Source organism: Pseudomonas sp. NFACC32-1 (assembly GCF_900101215.1).
In the GTDB taxonomy this organism is placed as follows: domain Bacteria; phylum Pseudomonadota; class Gammaproteobacteria; order Pseudomonadales; family Pseudomonadaceae; genus Aquipseudomonas.
On record NZ_FMUL01000005.1, the window covers coordinates 72,990 to 90,586 of the forward strand.

General features: G+C 61.1%; 20 protein-coding genes. 6 read left to right on the top strand and 14 right to left on the bottom strand.

Going from position 1 to position 17,597, the window contains the following annotated elements:
* Positions 1 to 74 precede the first annotated feature (74 nt).
* From BLP99_RS10170 to BLP99_RS26820, 3 genes are all read left to right on the top strand, one after another.
* Entirely contained in the window at positions 75 to 1,037 is a 963-nt protein-coding gene (locus BLP99_RS10170) for a zinc-binding dehydrogenase (protein WP_072459328.1), read from the top strand.
* 272 nt (positions 1,038 to 1,309) lie between these two features.
* The gene (locus tag BLP99_RS10175; protein WP_072393922.1) at positions 1,310 to 1,531 is read left to right on the top strand and encodes a hypothetical protein; all 222 of its coding nucleotides are present in this window, start codon (positions 1,310 to 1,312) and stop codon (positions 1,529 to 1,531) included.
* Between the two features lie 9 nt (positions 1,532 to 1,540).
* Positions 1,541 to 1,780, top strand: a complete 240-nt coding sequence (locus BLP99_RS26820; protein WP_072459327.1) for a hypothetical protein — start codon at positions 1,541 to 1,543, stop codon at positions 1,778 to 1,780.
* Between the two features lie 62 nt (positions 1,781 to 1,842).
* Here BLP99_RS26820 and BLP99_RS10185 read toward each other — a convergent pair whose 3' ends face one another.
* The 6 genes from BLP99_RS10185 to BLP99_RS10210 form a co-directional block, all read right to left on the bottom strand.
* The gene (locus tag BLP99_RS10185; protein ID WP_072393919.1) at positions 1,843 to 2,496 is read right to left on the bottom strand and encodes an HAD family hydrolase; all 654 of its coding nucleotides are present in this window, start codon (positions 2,494 to 2,496) and stop codon (positions 1,843 to 1,845) included.
* Positions 2,497 to 2,542: 46 nt separating this feature from the next.
* Positions 2,543 to 3,532, bottom strand: a complete 990-nt coding sequence (locus BLP99_RS10190; RefSeq protein ID WP_092180262.1) for an ABC transporter ATP-binding protein — start codon at positions 3,530 to 3,532, stop codon at positions 2,543 to 2,545.
* Positions 3,529 to 4,329 (bottom strand): ABC transporter permease, encoded by an 801-nt coding sequence (locus BLP99_RS10195; protein ID WP_092180264.1) that lies wholly within the window; start codon positions 4,327 to 4,329, stop codon positions 3,529 to 3,531. Before BLP99_RS10195 ends, BLP99_RS10190 begins: the two co-directional genes overlap by 4 nt.
* The gene (locus tag BLP99_RS10200; protein WP_168199554.1) at positions 4,316 to 5,152 is read right to left on the bottom strand and encodes an ABC transporter permease; all 837 of its coding nucleotides are present in this window, start codon (positions 5,150 to 5,152) and stop codon (positions 4,316 to 4,318) included. The genes BLP99_RS10195 and BLP99_RS10200 overlap by 14 nt, the downstream gene beginning before the upstream one ends.
* A 5-nt stretch (positions 5,153 to 5,157) precedes the next feature.
* Positions 5,158 to 5,964: an alkaline phosphatase family protein gene (locus BLP99_RS10205; protein WP_072459326.1), complete on the bottom strand. Its 807-nt coding sequence runs from the start codon at positions 5,962 to 5,964 to the stop codon at positions 5,158 to 5,160.
* A gap of 185 nt (positions 5,965 to 6,149) precedes the next feature.
* On the bottom strand, positions 6,150 to 7,217 hold the full coding sequence (locus BLP99_RS10210; protein ID WP_072393904.1) for an ABC transporter substrate-binding protein: 1,068 nt from the start codon (positions 7,215 to 7,217) through the stop codon (positions 6,150 to 6,152).
* Positions 7,218 to 7,569: 352 nt separating this feature from the next.
* Between BLP99_RS10210 and BLP99_RS10215 the strand changes: the two genes are divergently transcribed.
* Positions 7,570 to 8,295, top strand: a complete 726-nt coding sequence (locus tag BLP99_RS10215; RefSeq protein WP_072393901.1) for a UTRA domain-containing protein — start codon at positions 7,570 to 7,572, stop codon at positions 8,293 to 8,295.
* A 7-nt stretch (positions 8,296 to 8,302) separates the two neighbouring features.
* On the opposite strand, the gene BLP99_RS10220 is transcribed toward BLP99_RS10215, so the two are convergent.
* From BLP99_RS10220 to minC, 7 genes are all read right to left on the bottom strand, one after another.
* A complete protein-coding gene (locus tag BLP99_RS10220; RefSeq protein WP_072393898.1) occupies positions 8,303 to 8,485 on the bottom strand; it encodes a hypothetical protein in 183 nt (60 codons plus the stop codon).
* A gap of 277 nt (positions 8,486 to 8,762) precedes the next feature.
* Positions 8,763 to 10,052, bottom strand: a complete 1,290-nt coding sequence (locus BLP99_RS10225; RefSeq protein WP_072393895.1) for a M18 family aminopeptidase — start codon at positions 10,050 to 10,052, stop codon at positions 8,763 to 8,765.
* A gap of 98 nt (positions 10,053 to 10,150) precedes the next feature.
* Complete coding sequence (locus BLP99_RS10230) at positions 10,151 to 11,254, bottom strand: hypothetical protein (RefSeq protein ID WP_072431614.1); 1,104 nt, start codon at positions 11,252 to 11,254, stop codon at positions 10,151 to 10,153.
* A gap of 44 nt (positions 11,255 to 11,298) precedes the next feature.
* A complete protein-coding gene (locus tag BLP99_RS10235; RefSeq protein ID WP_072393889.1) occupies positions 11,299 to 11,934 on the bottom strand; it encodes an RluA family pseudouridine synthase in 636 nt (211 codons plus the stop codon).
* A gap of 178 nt (positions 11,935 to 12,112) precedes the next feature.
* Positions 12,113 to 12,367 (bottom strand): cell division topological specificity factor MinE, encoded by a 255-nt coding sequence (gene minE / locus BLP99_RS10240; protein WP_007960071.1) that lies wholly within the window; start codon positions 12,365 to 12,367, stop codon positions 12,113 to 12,115.
* A complete protein-coding gene (gene minD, locus BLP99_RS10245; RefSeq protein WP_024779631.1) occupies positions 12,367 to 13,179 on the bottom strand; it encodes a septum site-determining protein MinD in 813 nt (270 codons plus the stop codon). Before minD ends, minE begins: the two co-directional genes overlap by 1 nt.
* A gap of 201 nt (positions 13,180 to 13,380) precedes the next feature.
* The gene (gene minC, locus BLP99_RS10250) at positions 13,381 to 14,118 is read right to left on the bottom strand and encodes a septum site-determining protein MinC (protein ID WP_072393886.1); all 738 of its coding nucleotides are present in this window, start codon (positions 14,116 to 14,118) and stop codon (positions 13,381 to 13,383) included.
* A 118-nt stretch (positions 14,119 to 14,236) separates the two neighbouring features.
* On the opposite strand from minC, the gene BLP99_RS10255 reads away from it, so the two are divergent.
* The gene (locus tag BLP99_RS10255) at positions 14,237 to 15,169 is read left to right on the top strand and encodes a lipid A biosynthesis lauroyl acyltransferase (RefSeq protein ID WP_072459323.1); all 933 of its coding nucleotides are present in this window, start codon (positions 14,237 to 14,239) and stop codon (positions 15,167 to 15,169) included.
* Positions 15,170 to 15,205: 36 nt separating this feature from the next.
* Positions 15,206 to 16,366 carry a patatin-like phospholipase family protein gene (locus BLP99_RS10260; RefSeq protein WP_072393880.1) on the top strand — a complete coding sequence of 387 codons (1,161 nt, stop codon included), beginning with the start codon at positions 15,206 to 15,208 and terminating at the stop codon, positions 16,364 to 16,366.
* A 156-nt stretch (positions 16,367 to 16,522) separates the two neighbouring features.
* Here BLP99_RS10260 and BLP99_RS10265 read toward each other — a convergent pair whose 3' ends face one another.
* A complete protein-coding gene (locus tag BLP99_RS10265) occupies positions 16,523 to 17,308 on the bottom strand; it encodes an outer membrane protein OmpK (protein WP_072393877.1) in 786 nt (261 codons plus the stop codon).
* Between the last annotated feature and the right edge of the window lie 289 nt (positions 17,309 to 17,597).

Sequence of the window (17,597 nt, forward strand, 5' to 3'; positions counted from 1 at the left end):
TGGCCCGGGCGCATAATGCAAGAAAGCCCGGCGTTGCGGCAACGGGCCCAGTCGAGACTCACTATGGAGGCACCGTGAAAGCATTGCAAGGCGTTGAAGGCCAAGTGGTATGGGCTGATGAGCCAAGTCCGGCATGTGATGCCGGCCAAGTTCGCATCCGCGTGGCGGCTGCCGGCCTGAATCGGGCCGATTTGTTACAAAAGGCCGGGCATTACCCGCCGCCGCCCGGTGCCAGTCAGGTGCTGGGGCTGGAGTGTTCCGGAGTGATCAGCGAGGTAGGGCCGGGCTCGTCCTGGCAGGTTGGCGACCGTGTCTGTGCCTTGCTCGCCGGCGGCGGCATGGCGCAGGAAGTGGTGGTCGATGGCCGGCATGTCCTGCCCGTGCCCGAGGGCCTTTCCATGGCTGAAGCCGCCGCGCTGCCTGAGGTCTACAGCACCGCATGGCTGAATCTGTTTCAGCTGGCTGCGCTCAAGCCGGGCGAGAAAGTGCTCCTGCACGCCGGAGCCAGTGGCGTCGGATCGGCGGCTATCCAGCTGTGCAAGGCGTTCGGCAACCCGTGCTGGGTCAGTGTTGGCTCGGCGGATCGGTTGGCCTATTGCGAGGCGTTGGGCGCTCAGGGCGGCGTGGTTCGCACCGATGGCATGGACAGCCTGAACGACTTCGGTCCCTTCGACGTGATTCTCGATCCGGTGGGCGCCAGTTACGCCCCGCTCAACGTGAAACTTTTGTCAGTTGACGGGCGTTGGGTATTGATCGGCCTGATGGGCGGGCGGGAAACCCAGCTGGACCTGGCGCAGGTACTTGCCAAGCGCATCCAGTTGCTGGGCTCGACCCTGCGCAGTCGCGATGGGCAGTTCAAAGCCGATCTGCTGCGAGAGTTGGGCGAGCATGTCTGGCCGCTGTTCAGCGAGAAACGCCTGAGTCCGCAACTGGCCGGGACCTTTGCCATCGAGGATGCCGAAGCGGCGTTTGCAGAGCTGGCGAGCAACAAAGTGTCAGGGAAGTTGGTGCTGGTAATCGATGAAAGCCTGAGCTGATCCCTGGCCCATGGGAAGCAGATTGTCCGATAAGCGGGGTCTGTTTCCCCCCTGCACTGTTCTGACGACACTCCGGCGAGGAAGCGAACCTCCGTCGTGGATCGGTGAACACGCCAGGCTGTTCGCTCCGCTGGAAAGCCCATGCACCTGTCAGGTCTGACAGTAGACACCATGGAGAAAGCCGCCCTAGAGTGGGTTCGAGAGTAATAGTTGTCTCTCTGTTCAGTGTCACTAACAGAAGAGGTGATGTGATGGCTACAAAAGAACTCCGCATGAGCCAAGAGTACGTTGACGACAATAGATCGCCCGACGTTGTCCTGGAGATCTACAAAGGCAGGAAATTGCAGTTCGCGACCTTTGTCACGGCTTCGAAAAAGAACGGACCCTACGACACCGTCAACGTCAAAACCGACATTGATGGCGACGGTGATATGGACAGGCAAGACGAAAAAACAATTCTGGATCTGGCAAAAGCCTTTTCCAAGTTCAAGTAGGGCGCTGTCATGTCAGGCCATGTCGCCTTGCACGCGTCGGTTTGTGCACTCTTGCTGATAGTTGTCGAGGCTGTCTGGGGGCAAGTGCCTTCGGATACATCGGAACAAGGGCCGTGGGGAACTTGGGGAGCGGCTGCCTACTGCCCCCAGGGGCAGTATGTCTGGGGATTGCGCCTCAAGAGTGAGCCCGATCAGGGCAGTGGGGATGACACGGCCCTGAATGCGATGCAGGTGTATTGCGGGCTGTAGGCTTTTCGTACAAACCCCAGGCTTTGTCTGAACCTTTCGCCACCCAAGCCTGGGAGCTGGCTTCATGTCCAGCTATGGATCGGCCAGCCGGCCGATTCGGCATAGGCCTTCAATTCCGGATCCGGGTTCACCACATGCGGGTGATCGATCTTGAGCAGCAGCGGCAGATCATTTCGCGAATCGGAATAGAAACTCGCGCCTTCGAGATTCTCTTCTTCGGCATCCAGCCAGTCCAGCAGCCGCGTGATCTTGCCTTCGCGGTAGGTCAGGACGCCTACGGTCTTGCCAGTGTATGCCCCATGAGCGACCTCGAGATCGATCGCCAGGATCTCATCGATGCCCAGGCGTTCGGCAATCGGCTTGACCAGGTGCGTGCCCGAGGCGGAGATCACCAGGATCCGGTCGCCGGCCTTGCGGTGTTCGGCGATGGCCTTGGTGGCGTCGCTGAAGATGATCGGTTCGATGAAATCTTCCACCCATGGTGCCACCAGATGCTCGATTTCTTCCGGCGTGCGGCCGATCATCGGCTCCAGGCTGAAGTCCATGTACTCTTCCATGCGTAGCTTGCCGTGACTGTAGGCGTCCATCAGCTCATTGTTGCGACGCATGAACGACTCGGGGTCGACCCACCCCAGTCGGCCCATCTGCTCGCTCCAGAGGGTGGCGCAGTCGCCGTGGATCAGGGTTTCGTCCAGATCAAAAATTGCCAGGGCCATCAGCGCGTTTCCCTTTTCAGTATCAGCTTCAGAATCGACAAAGCCATCAGGCTACCTCACACAGCGCCGACGGATCGATGGAAAGTGCCAATCGAGCGCCATCAGGGTACAGGTCGGCGGCGGAGCGGTTGAGCACATCCACCACCAGTTCCACGCCACGGGCCTCGATCCGGTAGCGGATGACATTGCCCAACAGGCTGTGGCTGCGGATCAGCGCATCGGCCTCGCCGCTGCGGTTCAGCTCGATGGCTTCCGGACGGATCGCGATGCGGCTGTTCACAGGCCGTTGCAGCAGCCGGGTGGCGCTGTCGGCGTCCAGCAGGTTGTAGTTGCCGATGAAGCCGGCGGCAAAGACATCCACTGGCGCAGTGTAAAGGGTCTCGGCATCGCCGCTTTGTACGATCTTTCCTTGGTTCATCAGGAAAATCCGGTCAGACATGGTCAGGGCTTCTTCCTGATCGTGTGTGACGAAAATCGTGGTCAGGCCCAACTCGCGCTGGATCTGACGGATCTGTTCGCGCAGGTGTTTGCGAATCCGCGCATCCAGGGCCGATAACGGCTCGTCCAGCAGCAACAGGCGTGGCCGGGTCACCAGGGAGCGGGCGAGGGCGACGCGCTGGCACTGGCCGCCGGAGAGTTGATGGGGATAGCGGGCGGCAAAGTCGTGCAGCTCCACCAGGCGCAGGATCTCCGACACACGCTGGTGACTGTCCGAGGCGTCGACCTTCTGCATGCGCAGCCCGAAGGCCACGTTCTGCTCCACGGTCATGTTGGGAAACAGGGCGTAGCTCTGGAAGACCATGCCGATCCCGCGCTTCTGTGGGCTCAGCGGGACGATGTCCTGGCCGTCCAGCAGGATCTGGCCGGCGTCCACCGCCGTCAGGCCGGCGATGCAACGCAGCAGCGTGGACTTGCCACAACCGGACGGGCCCAGCAGGGTGACGAATTCGCCCTTGTGGATCTCGCAATTGATGTCGCTGAATACCGGGGTGCCGGCGTAGCTTTTCTGCAGGTGTTGGACGCTGACGTAGCTCATTGGCTTTTGTCCTTGTTCAAGATATTGGCCGCCCAGGTCAGGACCAGTACGAAAAAGAAGTAGGAAATCACCAGCGCACTGGTGAAGTGGCCGCTGCTGTTGCGCATGTTGTTCAGGTAGACCTGCAGGGTTTCATAACGGGTGCCCACCAGGATATTGGCGAAGACGAACTCGCCGAACAGGAACGAGAACGACAGCAGCAGTGCCACCATCAGGCCCTTGCGCAGGTTCGGCAGCACTACCAGGAACGCCGCCTGGAAGGTGCTGGCACCGAGCAATTGGGCGGCATCCATCAGGTCGCGCAGGTTGATGGCCTGCAGGTTGTTGGTGATCGCCCGGTACATGAACGGCAGGGCGACCGTGAAATAGCAGCCGATCAGGATCCATGGCGTGCCCACCATCGCCAGTGGCCCGGAGCCGTAGAGCTGAAGCAGCCCCACCGAAGACACCACCGGCGGTACCGCGAAGGGTAGCAGGATGAGGATATTCATCAGCGCGTCGAGCTTCGGGAAGTGGTAATGCACCACGAACAACAGCGGCAGGATCAGCACCACCGAAAGCACCAGCGCTGCGACGCACACCACCAGCGATTGGCCGAACGCGCCGAGAAACCGCGGATCGCTCCACAGTTGCACATACCATTTGAACGTGAAGCCGCTGGGCAGCACGGTGGCCGACCAGCTGCTGGCGATGGAGTAGACCAGGGTGCCGACCAGGGGCAGCAGCAGGATGGCGAACAGCACGTATACCACCACCCGGTGATAGAGCCCGGCAGGGCCCGAGTCAGCGCGCGACATGGTAGCTCCTCTTGAGCAGCAACTGATGGACGATGGTCACCAGGGTCATCAACGCCACCAGGACCACGGCCAGGGCGCTGGCCATGTTCGGGTCGAGGGAGATATCCCCGGACACCATGGCGGCGATGCGGATGGGCAGGACGTTGAAGTTGCCGGTGGTCAGGGCGTAGACCGTTGCGTAGGCCCCCAGGGCGTTGGCCAGCAGGATCACGAACGTGCCCAGCAGCGCCGGGGTCAGCACCGGCAGGCCGATGTGCCGCCAGAACTGCCAGCCACTGGCCCCCAGCAGGGCGGCGGACTCGCGCCAATCTTCGCGCAGGGCGTCGAAGGCCGGATAGAGCAGCAGCACCCCCAGGGGAATCTGGAAGTAGGTGTAGAGGATGATCAGCCCGGTTTTCGAATACAGGTTGAAATCCTCGATCACGCCGGCCTGTTTGAGCATCAGGGTGATGCTGCCGTTGAACCCCAGCAGGATGATGAACGCGAAGGCCAGGGGCACGCCGGCGAAGTTGCTGGTCATGTTGGCGAAAGCGTTGACGAAATTGCGCAGGCGCGAATCGACCCGGCGCAATGAATAGCTGCCCAATACAGCGATGACGATGCCGAACACGCTGGACCAGAAGCTGATTTCCAGGCTGTGCTGGATCGCCTGGCGATAGAACTTGGAGTTGAAGATCTTGCTGAAATTGGCCAGGCCCCAGCCGAACTCTTCCGATTCCAGGCTATTGACCAGTACCCAGAGCAGCGGGGCGATCTGGAACACGATGAAGAAAATCGCGAAAGGCACCAGGCACAAGGCTGCCAGCCATTTGCCGCGTGTCATGGCATTCACTTGAGCAACTCCTGGCAATAGGGTTTGTCGTGCTCGACACCCAGCAACTGGCAGACGGTGCCGCACAGTTCGACCTGGCGAGGCGTTGCCTCGGGGTCGAGGCTGAAGCTGTCGCCCAGGACAAACAGCGGCACCTCGCGTTCCTCGGCCAGCATGCCGTTGTGGGAGCGGTCGTTGTTCATGCCGTGGTCGGCGGTCACCAGCACCTGGTAACCGGCGTCGAGCCAGGCTTGCAGATAGACCGCCAGGTTGATGTCGGCCGAGCGGGCGCTGTTGCGATATTGCGGGGTGTCGAGGCCGTGCTGGTGACCGGCATCGTCGATGTTCATCGGATGAACCAGGAGGAAATTAGGCTGGTAGCGCTGACGAAGATGTTCGGCGTCGGCGAACAGGTGGGAATCGGGATAGTGGTCGTTCCAGTAGAAATGCCCGTACTGGATGGGCAGGTCGGGATTTTCGGTATGCCGGTCGCGGGCCGATATGAACGGTGAGGCGTTGTAGAGCTCGCTGATCCAGTGATACGCCGCCGCTGCCGTGCTCAACCCGCCGTCGGTGGCGTAGTGGAAGACGCTGCGCTGGTTCGACAGGCGCGAGACGTTGTTGTGCACGATGCCGCTGTCGATGGGCTCGACGCCGGTGAGGATGCATTCATAAAGAGGACGGGACAGGGCCGGCAGTTCACATTCCAGTTTGTAGAGCGCCGCGCGTCCTGCGCCGACATACGCCTGCAGATGTCCCATGGCATGGCGCGCGACTTCGTAGTTGAGGCCGTCGAGCACTACCAGGATGACATTGTGTTTCATAGGGACCGGGACTCCGGATGGAAACCAGAAAGCTCGGATTCAGCGCAGATCAGATGTGAGAGCGAGCTTGCTCGCGATGAGGGCGTGTCAGTCGACATCAATGTTGGCTGATACACCGCTATCGCGAGCGAGCTCGCTCCCACAAGGGGTCTTCGTTGGATGTCCAAGCGGGGCTGACTACCGCCTCACTTCATTTCGACGATGACTTCTTCATTCCACTTCTGCGGCAGTGCCTTGGAGGTTTTTTCCCACGCATCGGCGTCCTTGATTGGCGTCACGCCCTTGTACTGCTCGTTGGGCAGCAGCTTGGTCTTGACCTCTTCCGGCAGTTTCAGGTGCTCGGCGCGGATCGGACGGGCGTTGCCCTTGGCCAGGTTGATCTGGCCGGCGTCGCTGAAGATATATTCACGGGTCAGCTTGGCGGCGTTCGGGTGCTTGGCGTATTTGTTGATGATGGTGGTGTAGCCGGAGATGACCGAGCCATCGGAAGGAATCAGCACGACGTAGTCATCCGGGTTGGCCATCTTGGCCTTGTAGCTCAGGCCGTTGAAGTCCCAGACCACACCGACTTCCACTTCGCCTTTTTCCATGGTGGCGATGGTCGGGTTGGCCATGGACAGGCGCCCTTGCTTGGCGATGTCGGCGAACATCAACAGGGCCGGTTGCAGGTTCTTCTCGTCACCGCCGTTGGCCAGGGCCGCCGCCAGCACGCCATTGGCGGCCTGGGCCGCGGTGCTCACGTCGCCGATGGAGACTTTGTACTTGCCGGTTTTCAGGTCGGCCCATTTGGTCGGCACTTCGGAGCCGTGCAACAGCTTCTTGTTGACGATGAATGCGATGGTGCCGGTGTAGGCCAGTGCCCAGTTGCCGTCCTTGTCCTTGGCCCAGTCCGGAATCTGTTCCCAGGTGCTTGGCTTGTAAGGCTGGACCACGCCCTGCTTGACCGCGATCGGGCCGAAGGCCGCGCCGACGTCGCCGATGTCGGCGCTGGCGTTGTCTTTCTCGGCGGCGAACTTGGCGATTTCCTGTGCCGAGCTCATGTCAGTGTCGATGTGCTTCAAGCCATAGAGCCTGGCCAGGTCGTCCCAGGTGCCTTTCCAGTTCGCCCAGTCATCAGGCATGCCGACGCTATTGACGGCGCCTTCCGCTTTCGCAGCGGCTTCCAGTGTTTTCAGATCGGTATCAGCGGCCATGGCGGCGGTACACATGGCGATGGTCGAGCCTAACAGTGATGCCAGGAAAAGCTGTTTCATCCGAAGCTCCTATGGGCGTATTCAACGCTGCGATTGCGGTTGTGTTGGTCTAGGTCAGCAATACCTGAGCCAATTTAAGCGGGCCCTGTGACAATTTGATGTCGATGCGAAAGGGCGCCACGGCTGCGAGACTCGAGCAAAGCGCCTGGGATTTAAGCGTAGACCATGGTTAAACATCTGATCTGAAAGGACTTGGCTATGATTTTGCAGGGGGTGTGAAGTGACCGTTCGGCGGCTCTGTCATCTAGCAGTCATATGCCGTGCCTAGGCTTGCAGGCATGAGAACAGGATCGATGGTCCATCGATTTCTGCCCGGAAACAGTGCTGGTCTAGTCCAGATAGGTAACGTTTGATGCGCATCGATGCAACCAAGGCGGTGACAACCATCGGCCAGGTCCTGCAAGAGCAGCTCGACCACGGATTGCTGGCCCCCGGCAGCCAGCTGCCGGCCGAGCGCAAGCTCAGTGAGTTATTCGGGACAACGCGAATCACCGTGCGTGAGGCCTTGTTGCAGCTCGAGGCCCAGGGACAGATCTATCGCGAGGAGCGCCGGGGCTGGTTCGTCTCGCCGCCACGGCTGGCCTACAACCTGATGCAACGCAGCCATTTCCACGCCATGGTGACGGCCCAGGGGCGGGTGCCTTCCACCCAGGTGATTTCGGCGCGGATGCAGCCGGCTTCGGCGGCGGTGTGCGCATGGCTACAATTGCCGGCGCTGTCGAGGGTGATCCAGATCTGCCGCGTGCGGCGTATCGATGAGCGCCTGGTGCTGTATGTCGAGCATTACCTGAATCCGCAGTATTTTCCCGACATCCTCCAGCTCGACCTGAACCAGTCCATGACCGAGTTGTATGCCCGCCATTACGACTTGCATTACGGCCGGGTGAAATTCGAAATCGTTCCCACGTCCTTGCAGCCGGAGGCTGCGGCAGCGTTGAAGGTGTCAGTGGGCAGCCCCGGGCTGCGCATTGCCCGGGTCAATTACGACCAGCACCAGCGCCTGATCGACTGCGACCTGGAATTCTGGCGGCATGATGCGATCCATGTCGGTGTGGATGTGCCGGAACAGACAACCTGACCCGGCGCTACAGCGACTCGTTGAGCTTGGCGAGAATCCTGAACAGGACCGTGGCCAGGATCAGCAGCATGCCGATCCACATGGCGAAGACCCCGACATTCTTGTCGCGGAAATTGAAGCCGATGCCCAGCAGGACCATGCCGGCCAGAATGGGCACCAGCATGGCGTTCAACGAAGACATGGAAATCATGGCGACAGCCTTGTCCAGGGAGGGATAAGGTCAGTCTAGTTGGGGATTGGCCGGGGTGTGATGATGTACATCACATGAGCCGCGATCCGGAGGCGAACACATTTGTGGCGACTGGATCTATCCCCGCAGGACTGCGAAGCAGTCCCAGGATTCGTCGGTCGCCGCGATCATCCGGTAGGGCATAGGGTTGCTGTACAACCCTGCGGGGATAAATCCCCTTGCCACAGGAGTCTGCTGGTCTCTGCTGCGGATCTCCGGTCCGGACAGGTTCGGCGGTTCAGGGCAGCTCACGAGAGGCATAGAACGCGCTCAGCACCTTCACCAGGTGCGCCAGGTCATGGCTGCCGCACAGCTCGCGGATCGAGTGCATGGCGAAGGTCGGCAGGCCGATGTCCACGGTACGCACCCCCAGCTGGCTGGCGGTGATCGGGCCGATGGTCGAACCGCAGCCCATGTCGCTGCGCACCACGAAGCTTTGCACCGGTACTTCTTCGGCCATGCACAGGTGACGGAAGAACCCGGCGGTTTCGCTGTTGGTGGCGTAGCGTTGGTTGGAGTTGACCTTGATCACCGGCCCTGCATTGAGCTTGGGGCCATGGTTGGCGTCGTGCTTGTCGGCATAGTTGGGATGTACGCCGTGGGCGTTGTCGGCGGAGACCAGCAGCGATTTCTGAATGGTCCGTACGAACTCTTCGCCTTCAGGCAGCAGACGGCGCAGGGTCTGCTCCAGCATCGGGCCATCGGCCCCGCAGGCCGAGCAGGAGCCGACTTCCTCGTGATCGTTGCACACCAGTACGCAGGTTTCTTCGGTATCGGCGTTCAGCAAGGCCTGCAGCCCCGCATAGCAGGACAACAGGTTGTCCAGGCGCGCGCCGGCGATGAAATCGCCATGCAGGCCAACGATGGCGGCGCTCTGGGTGTCGTAGAAGCTCAGCTCGTAATCGAGCACCACATCGGCATTCAGGCCGTGTTCGCGGGCCAGTTGGTCGGTGAGCACGGCACGGAAGTCGACGCGTTCGTCACCGGCGAACTGGGCGAGGATCGGCGGCAATTCGTTCTGTGGGTTGATGGCCCAGCCCTGGTTGGCTTCACGATTGAGGTGGATGGCCAGGTTCGGAATGGTGGCGATCGGCGCCTTGAAATCGATCAACTGGCTCTCGACCTTGCCATCGCGGCGGAAGGTCACGCGCCCGGCCAGGGACAGGTCACGGTCGAACCACGGCGCCAGCAACGCGCCGCCGTAGACTTCCACGCCCAACTGCCAGAACCCGTGGCGCTGCAATTCAGGTTGGGGCTTGACCCGTAGGCAAGGGCTGTCGGTATGGGCACCAACCAGGCGGATGCCGTCGTGCAGGGGGGCGTTGCGGCCCAGTTTGAAGGCGATGATCGAAGAGTCGTTGCGCGTGACGTAGTAGCGACCGTTGGCCTCGGTGGCCCAGGTTTCGCGTTCGTCAAGACGCTGATAACCCGCCGCCTCAAGGCGCTTGGCGAGGCTGGCGGTGGCATGGAACGGGGTAGGAGAGGCCTTGAGGAAATCGATCAGGCCCTGGTTCAACTCTGCGCGCATAAATAACTCCAGACAGCAATGGGCGCGAGTTTACCCCATCGACAGCCTGCATTGCAGATCCAATCCCGTTGCTCAGGGCCTCGCGTCCCCGGTATCGATCAGGCCGAAGGCGTGACCTGCCGATTCAGCTGCGCCAGTATCAATGACTTGTCTTGAGCTCTGGAGGGCGCAGGCATTTGCTGCGGCCATTGTTCCAATTGGCCGAAGGACTTCTTTCGGCGTTCGGGTTCCAGGCGATTGATCTCTCGCGATGCCGAGTCCCACCAATGATGTCGGCAAAGGTTGAAGTAGGGATTCTGCGGCGCCTCGCTGCCATACAGCAGGTCACGACCGATTCTATAAAAGGCGCCGCGTTGATTGCGCAACTGCCATTTTATCTTCAGGCGTCTCCAGATAGGCGGGAGTGGTCGGCTTCGCGGTACGTCGCGGCTGCGTTCTATCAATTGCGCATCGAACGTTTCCCCATGCTGCGCGAAGAAGTGCGCATGCATGGTGTGGAAAAACTGCTTATGCCCAAAATAGTGATAGACGTGTCTGTCGGTTTTCCTGATGGTCTGGTTGCGCAGCGTGAATGAGATCGCGATCTGCTCTATGGTGTGGATGTCAAAGCCACCTTCGGTCCATTCATCGATCCGCTCGATGGCCTGCTCCAGCAACGACGCGTCGTTATCGTTAACGCCGCACAGCCCGCTGTTATAGAGCTTGAAGCCGTTCCCCCGACTGACGCCGTGGGCACGCAGGCAGTTACCCAGGCGGAGGTAGGTCTCGCGTTCGCACACCTGGTCCCAGTGATATTCAAAGCTGTCCATCAGGTTCTGTCCTGGCTGGATCTGTTGGAATAATGACCCCGGGTGGGCGAGGAACAGTGTGTCGGTGTCGACGAACAGGGTCTTGTGCGCCAGCTTCAACCCTGCGGCGATTGCACAGGCCTTGCGTCTGTGAATGTAGCCATTGTTGCCTTGCCATTCGCTCAGCAACTGTGGCGTCAGGGCAAGGGTCTCGACGGGCCAGCCAAGGTAGTCCTCGGGCCTGTCGGTCAGGATTCTGATATGCGGCATCGTCGATGACTGACCATGGCTCAGGGCTGTCAGGATGCTGAACTTGGCTTCGTGCCGGTACACCTGCTTGTCGCCATAAATCAGGTACAGCAGTTGGTGACGGACTTTCTTGACGGGTGTTCCTTGGAAATCAATGACCTGCATTCAGGGGCTTCTCGGTTGAAAACTCATGTCTCGGCCAGGGACGATCAGAAGGGCGCCGGGCACTCGAAACGCAGGCGTTCGCCACTTTGCGGATGAGTGAAACTCAGCATGCTGGCATGCAGGCAGAGGCGGGGCCAGGCAGCCAGGGCCTGAGGGTGGGCATAGAGCCCGTCGCCCAGCAGCGGATGGCCGATGCAGAGCATGTGTACGCGCAACTGGTGCGAGCGCCCGGTGATCGGCGTCAGTTCGACCCGGCACCAGTCACCGCAACGTTCCAGCACTCGCCAGAAGGTCAGGGCGTGCTTGCCGTGCTCATGGTCCACCACGTGACGTGGCTTGGTCGGTGGGTCATAGCGCAAGGGCAGGTCGATGCTGCCGCTGTCCAGTGCTGGCTGGCCCCAGCACAGCGCCGTGTAGGCCTTCTCGGTTTCACGGTCATGGAACTGCCGGGACAACTCGCGATGAGTGTCGGGATCGCGGGCCAGCAGAATGATGCCGGAGGTCTCCCAGTCCAGCCGGTGTACGATCCGGGCTTCCGGATAACCGTTTTCCTGCAGGCGGGTGATCAGGCAGTCCTTGTTGTCATCGGCCCGGCCGGGGACCGACAGCAACAGGGTCGGCTTGTCGACCACCAGGATAGCGGCGTCCTGATGAATGATACGGATGTTGGACAGGGGCATTGAAAACAGTCTCGGTACAAACGCCAACGGCGGCTCGGACCCGGCCCTTGAGGGAGCTGCTTGCTCGCGAAAGCGGTTTTGAAAGCACATCGATGCTGGATGTGCTGCCGTCTTCGCGAGCAAGCTCGCTCCCACAAAGGCAGTGGGGTCCGAGCCGCCGTGGCTCCCGCAGGATCGATCAGCGATCCGGCAGGGTGATATTGAGTTCCAGAATCGAGCAGCTGCCCTGGCTTTCCAGTGCGACATGCACGTCATCGTTGCCGATATTGACGTACTTGCGGATCACTTCGACCAGTTCCTTCTGCAGGGAAGGCAGGTAGTCCGGGGTGCTGCGTTGGCCGCGTTCGTGCGCCACGATGATCTGTAGACGCTCTTTCGCGACCGAGGCGGTACTGGGCTTTTTGTTGGCACGAAAGAAGTCAAAAAGGTTCATTACCTACCTCCAAACAGGCGCTCGAAGAATCCCTTCTTCTCGACGTTGAGGAACCGGTGTTCCAGGTCTTTGCCCAGCAGGCGGTCAACGGTATCGCTGTAGGCCTGGCCGGCGTCGCTCTGGTCGTCGAGGATCACCGGGACGCCCTGGTTGGATGCCTTGAGCACCGCCTGGGATTCAGGGATCACGCCGAGCAGCCGCACGGCGAGGATTTCCTTGACGTCTTCGACGCCGAGCATTTCGCCCTTCTCGACACGCTCCGGGTGGTAGCGGGTGATCAGCAGGTGTTCCTTGATAGGCTCCTCGCCTTTCTCGGCGCGACGGGACTTGCTCGCCAACAGGCCCAGCATGCGGTCGGAGTCACGCACCGAGGAGACTTCCGGGTTGGTCACGACGATCGCTTCGTCAGCGAAGTACATGGCCAGGTGGGCACCTTTTTCGATACCGGCCGGCGAGTCGCAGACGACGAATTCGAACTGCTCCTTGAGCTCCATCAGGACTTTTTCCACGCCTTCCTGGGTCAGCGCGTCCTTGTCACGGGTCTGGCTGGCGGCCAGCACGTAGAGGTTCTCAAGGCGCTTGTCCTTGATCAGGGCCTGTTGCAGGTTCGCTTCACCGTTGACCACGTTGACGAAGTCATAGACCACGCGGCGCTCGCAACCCATGATCAGGTCCAGGTTTCGCAGGCCGACGTCGAAGTCGACGATGACTGTCTTGTGGCCGCGCAGAGCGAGGCCGGTACCGATAGCGGCGCTGGTGGTGGTCTTACCCACACCACCCTTGCCGGATGTAACCACGAGAATCTTGGCCAAGGTGTTTCACCCCTAAGGAAAAAGGACTTTGTCAGCCCCTGAAAAACATCTCTAGAGAACGGCGGCAATTGGACAGGCTTGGCTGGAACAGGGTGCAGGGCCGAGTCTACCTCCGGTAAACACTGCCTGGTCCTGTTTCCTACGTCGTTTCAGCCGTTTTCGCTACGTTTCAGAGATGCTTGGAAAATGCGGCAGTATCCGTTAAAGCCGAATGATGTTCAACACGTCGCCCGACAGGCTGACCTGGACGCCGGCCCCCCATAGCGGATCGCGGCGCAGATCCTCGGAAACCTTGTACTGTCCGGCGATAGAGAGCAGTTCAGCGCTCAATTGCTGACAGAAGATCCTGGCTTTCGTATCGCCCTTGACGCCGGCCAGCGCTCGGCCGCGCATCGGGCCGTATACATGGATGTTGCCATCGGCCAGAAGTTCCGCTCCCGGGCTGACCGAGGACACCACCACCAGATCGCCACCCTGGGCATAGATCTGCTGGCCACCACGTACTGGTGAGGTGATCACGCGGGTCGGCTTGACGGTGGGCTCCGGCGGTTTTTCCGGCTTTTTCGTCGCTTCGGCCGGGCCTGGTTCCAGCAGCCGTTCCCGGGCACCGGATGGTGGCAGCACGGGAATGTCCACGGCGATTGCCGCGGCGATGTCCTCGATGCGGCTGGCACGGATAGCCAGGGTGCGCAGGCCGTGCTGGCGACAGACGCGCATCAGGCCGGGCAGGTCCACCGCACCTTCGCCAGGAGGCAACTTGTCCAGGGCCAGCACCAGTGGAGCGTTGCTGAAGAAGTTCGGGGCTTGCGCGACTTTCGCCGTGAGCTGTCGGTCGAGGCCCTCCAGGTCGTTGCGGGCCAGCTCCAGCACCGTAATGGCGAGCATGCTGCCCTTCAGCTGGAACACGGGATCTTGGTCTAGCGGTTCGGTTTGGCTCATGGTCGGCGTACAACGGCTTGTCACTAAAAGTGCCGAGACTTATAACGAGATCGTCCGCGAGCCGCAAGCCGGGTCGAACGATGTAGAATGCGCGGCCCATGTCTTTATGGAAGCTGTAATGGATCGCCCGCGTTTTCAAACCGCTTTTTTTCATCCGCGTTTCTGGTTGCTCTGGTGCGGCCTGGGGCTGTTGTGGCTGGTCGTCCAGCTGCCTTATCCGTGGCTGCTGCGGGTCGGACGCGCATTGGGGGCGCTGATGTACCGGGCGGCAGGCGACCGGCGGCGCATTGCCCGGCGCAACCTGGAGCTGTGCTTCCCGGAAAAGTCCGCGGCCGAGCGCAAGCGCCTGCTCAAGGAGAACTTCGCTTCCACCGGCATCGCTTTTTTCGAAATGGCCATGAGCTGGTGGTGGTCGCGCTCGCGCCTGGCGAAGCTGGCTCATATCGAAGGCCTGGAGCATCTCAAGCAGGCCCAGCGCGAAAACCAGGGCGTGATCCTGATGGCCTTGCATTTCACCACGCTGGAAATCGGTGCCGCATTGCTTGGCCAGCAGCACACCATCGACGGCATGTACCGCGAGCACAAGAATCCGCTGTTCGATTATATTCAGCGCCAGGGTCGTGAACGGCATAACCTCGACTCGCTGGCGGTGGAGCGCGACGATGTGCGTGGCATGCTCAAGCTGCTGCGCGCCGGTCGGGCGATCTGGTATGCGCCAGACCAGGACTACGGTGCCAAGCAGAGCATCTTCGTGCCGCTGTTCGGCATCCAGGCGGCGACAGTCACGGCCACCACCAAGTTCGCGCGCCTGGGCAAGGCGCGGGTCGTGCCGTTCATCCAGGAGCGCCTGGCCGATGGCAGCGGCTATCGCCTGGTGATCCAGGCGCCCCTGGAGGATTTCCCCGGCGAGACCGAGGAAGCCGATTGCATTCGTATCAACCAATGGGTGGAGCAATCGGTGCGCGCTTGCCCCGAGCAATACCTGTGGGCCCATCGCCGGTTCAAGAGCCGCCCGCCGGGTGAGCCGAAGCTGTACGACAAGCGCGGTTGAACCTGTAGTCCACATTCATGAGCACGGAGCGTTGCGATGACCCCAGCTGAACCGGTGACAGGTTTGATTCTTTCCGGCGGCGGGGCTCGGGCGGCGTATCAGGTAGGTGTATTGGCGGCAATTGCCGAGTTGTTGCCAGACGGCGCGCAGAACCCGTTTCCGGTGATTGTCGGCACCTCGGCCGGAGCGATCAACGCGGTCAGCCTGGCCAGCGGGGCGATGGACTTCAAGGCCGCCATCGAGCGCCTGACCGCGTTCTGGCAGGCGGTGCGCAGCCATCAGGTCATGCGCAGCGACTGGCGCGGCGTGATCGTCCAGGCGACGCGGTTCATCGCTCACAGTCTGCTGGGCCTGGGTGCCCGGTTGCCGGTGGCGTTGATCGACAGCTCACCCTTGCGCGAGCTGCTCCAGGCACAATTCCATGCTTCGGGTATCGAGCAGGCCATTGCGCAGCAGCAGTTGCGTGCCGTGGCGGTGACCGCGTTCGGCTATGAATCCGGCCAGGCCGTGACCTTCTACCAGGGCCGCGGCACCATCGAAGCCTGGTTGCGACATCGTCGAGTTGGCGTGCCGGCCTTGTTGTCGGTCGAACACCTGCTGGCCAGTTCGTCGATCCCCTTGCTGTTCGCGCCCGTCAAGATCGGCCCGCAATATTTCGGCGATGGTGCGGTACGCCAGTCGGCGCCCATCAGCCCGGCATTGCACCTGGGGGCGAATCGGGTGCTGGTGATCGGTGTCAGCGGCAACCCCCGTGGCCCCAGCCCCCGGGAATCGGTGGAGCGCAGCTACACCGGGCAACAACCGACGCTGGCCCAGATCGGTGGGCACATGCTCAACAGTACCTTCATTGACAGCCTGGAAAGTGACATCGAGTTGCTCCAGCGTCTCAACGGGTTCAGCCATCTGCTGCCCGATAACGTATCGCCCCATGCGTTGGGCGCCGCGCCGGTAGAGGTGCTGGTGATTTCGCCCAGCCAGCCGATCGACGAAATCGCCGCCCGCCATCGCCAGGAGCTGCCGGCCGCGTTGCGAATGTTCCTGCGCGGGCCGGGCGCGACCAAGACCAGCGGTGCCGGTGTGCTGAGCTATCTGTTGTTCGAGGCGGGGTATTGCAACGAGCTGATCGAGCTGGGACGCCAGGATGCACTGGCGCAGCGCGAGGCGTTGACCCGGTTCCTGGGGCTGGCCCAGGGATGACTCCATGCCGAGCCCCTGTGTGAGCGGGCTCGCTCGCGAATGCGTTGGATCGGCTTGCACCGATGTTGAATGCTCAGCCGCCCTTGCGAGCAAGCCCGTTCCCACAGGGGGGGCGTGGCGAGCTCCAGGGGCGGGATCGACCTGTACCGAGTCGGATCAGAAGTGGTACTTGAGCAGGAAGCTGGTGGTGCTCTGGTTGGTCTTGAATGCTTCGCTGTCTTCGATGGCGTACTTGTTCTTCCAGTAATCGTACTCCACGCCCACATACAACTGCTTGGCCCCCAGTTTCAGCGCTTTGCCCAGGTCGTACTTGATCTGCGGGACGATGTGCAGGTTGGCGTGGTAGGTGCCCTTGGCGTTGGTGTCGTTATCCACCACCCAGTCGATGAAACCGTCGATCAGGATATCGGATGAACCCACCGGGAGGGTGTAGGCCCAGACTGGCGTGATCTGCCAGACATCGTCGCCGGGGCGGGAGCCTTCGGTCTGGCGGTTATAGAAATTCAACTGGAAATAATCGAAGCCGGGGACCGCCAGGTCGAAGCCCGGGCCGATCAGGTAGGACTCGTTGTCGCCTTCACCGAACTCATAGGTCATGGCCAGCAGCACGTCCTTGATCGGCCCCACTGCCAGCTTCTGGTCGAAGAGCTTGCCGAACGACAGGCGCGGACTGAACTCGCCGTAGTAGGTATTCGGGCCGGACTGGCTGTCGTCCTGGCCGTTGTAGAAGATCCGGTCGAGGAAGAAGAAGTTGTCCCCGTATTTCCAGGCATCGGCGTGTTCGAAGGTCACGGTCTGCTGGATACGCGGGTTGATCTGGAAATCCTTGCCGTAGAGGTAGGTCAGGCTGTTGTTCTGCCACTGGAACAGATCGTCGGCCATCGCCTGGCTGCCGGCCAGCAGGGATCCCGCGACAATCAGGCTGGTGCACGTACGTTTCATTCGGTTTGCTCCCAAGGTTGGTGATTTTTTTGAAGTCAGCGCTCTGGTGTGGCGCCTTTTGCCACGGATAAACATCCGTTCGGTCAGCTTTCTGTTCGTGGCAGGGGCTGACAGGATTGAGCCGAAGCCGGCAAGGGCCATCGGCAGGATCAGGCGTTGGAAATTATTGGAGTGGGCCGGATTCGAGCGGCCGCGCAGGATACGGACTTGCCCCGAGGGGCTCAAGTACCCTGCGACGGTGAGTCTGCCGCGCTTCCGAGGCGTAACGGCGAGTCTGGGTCATCTTGCG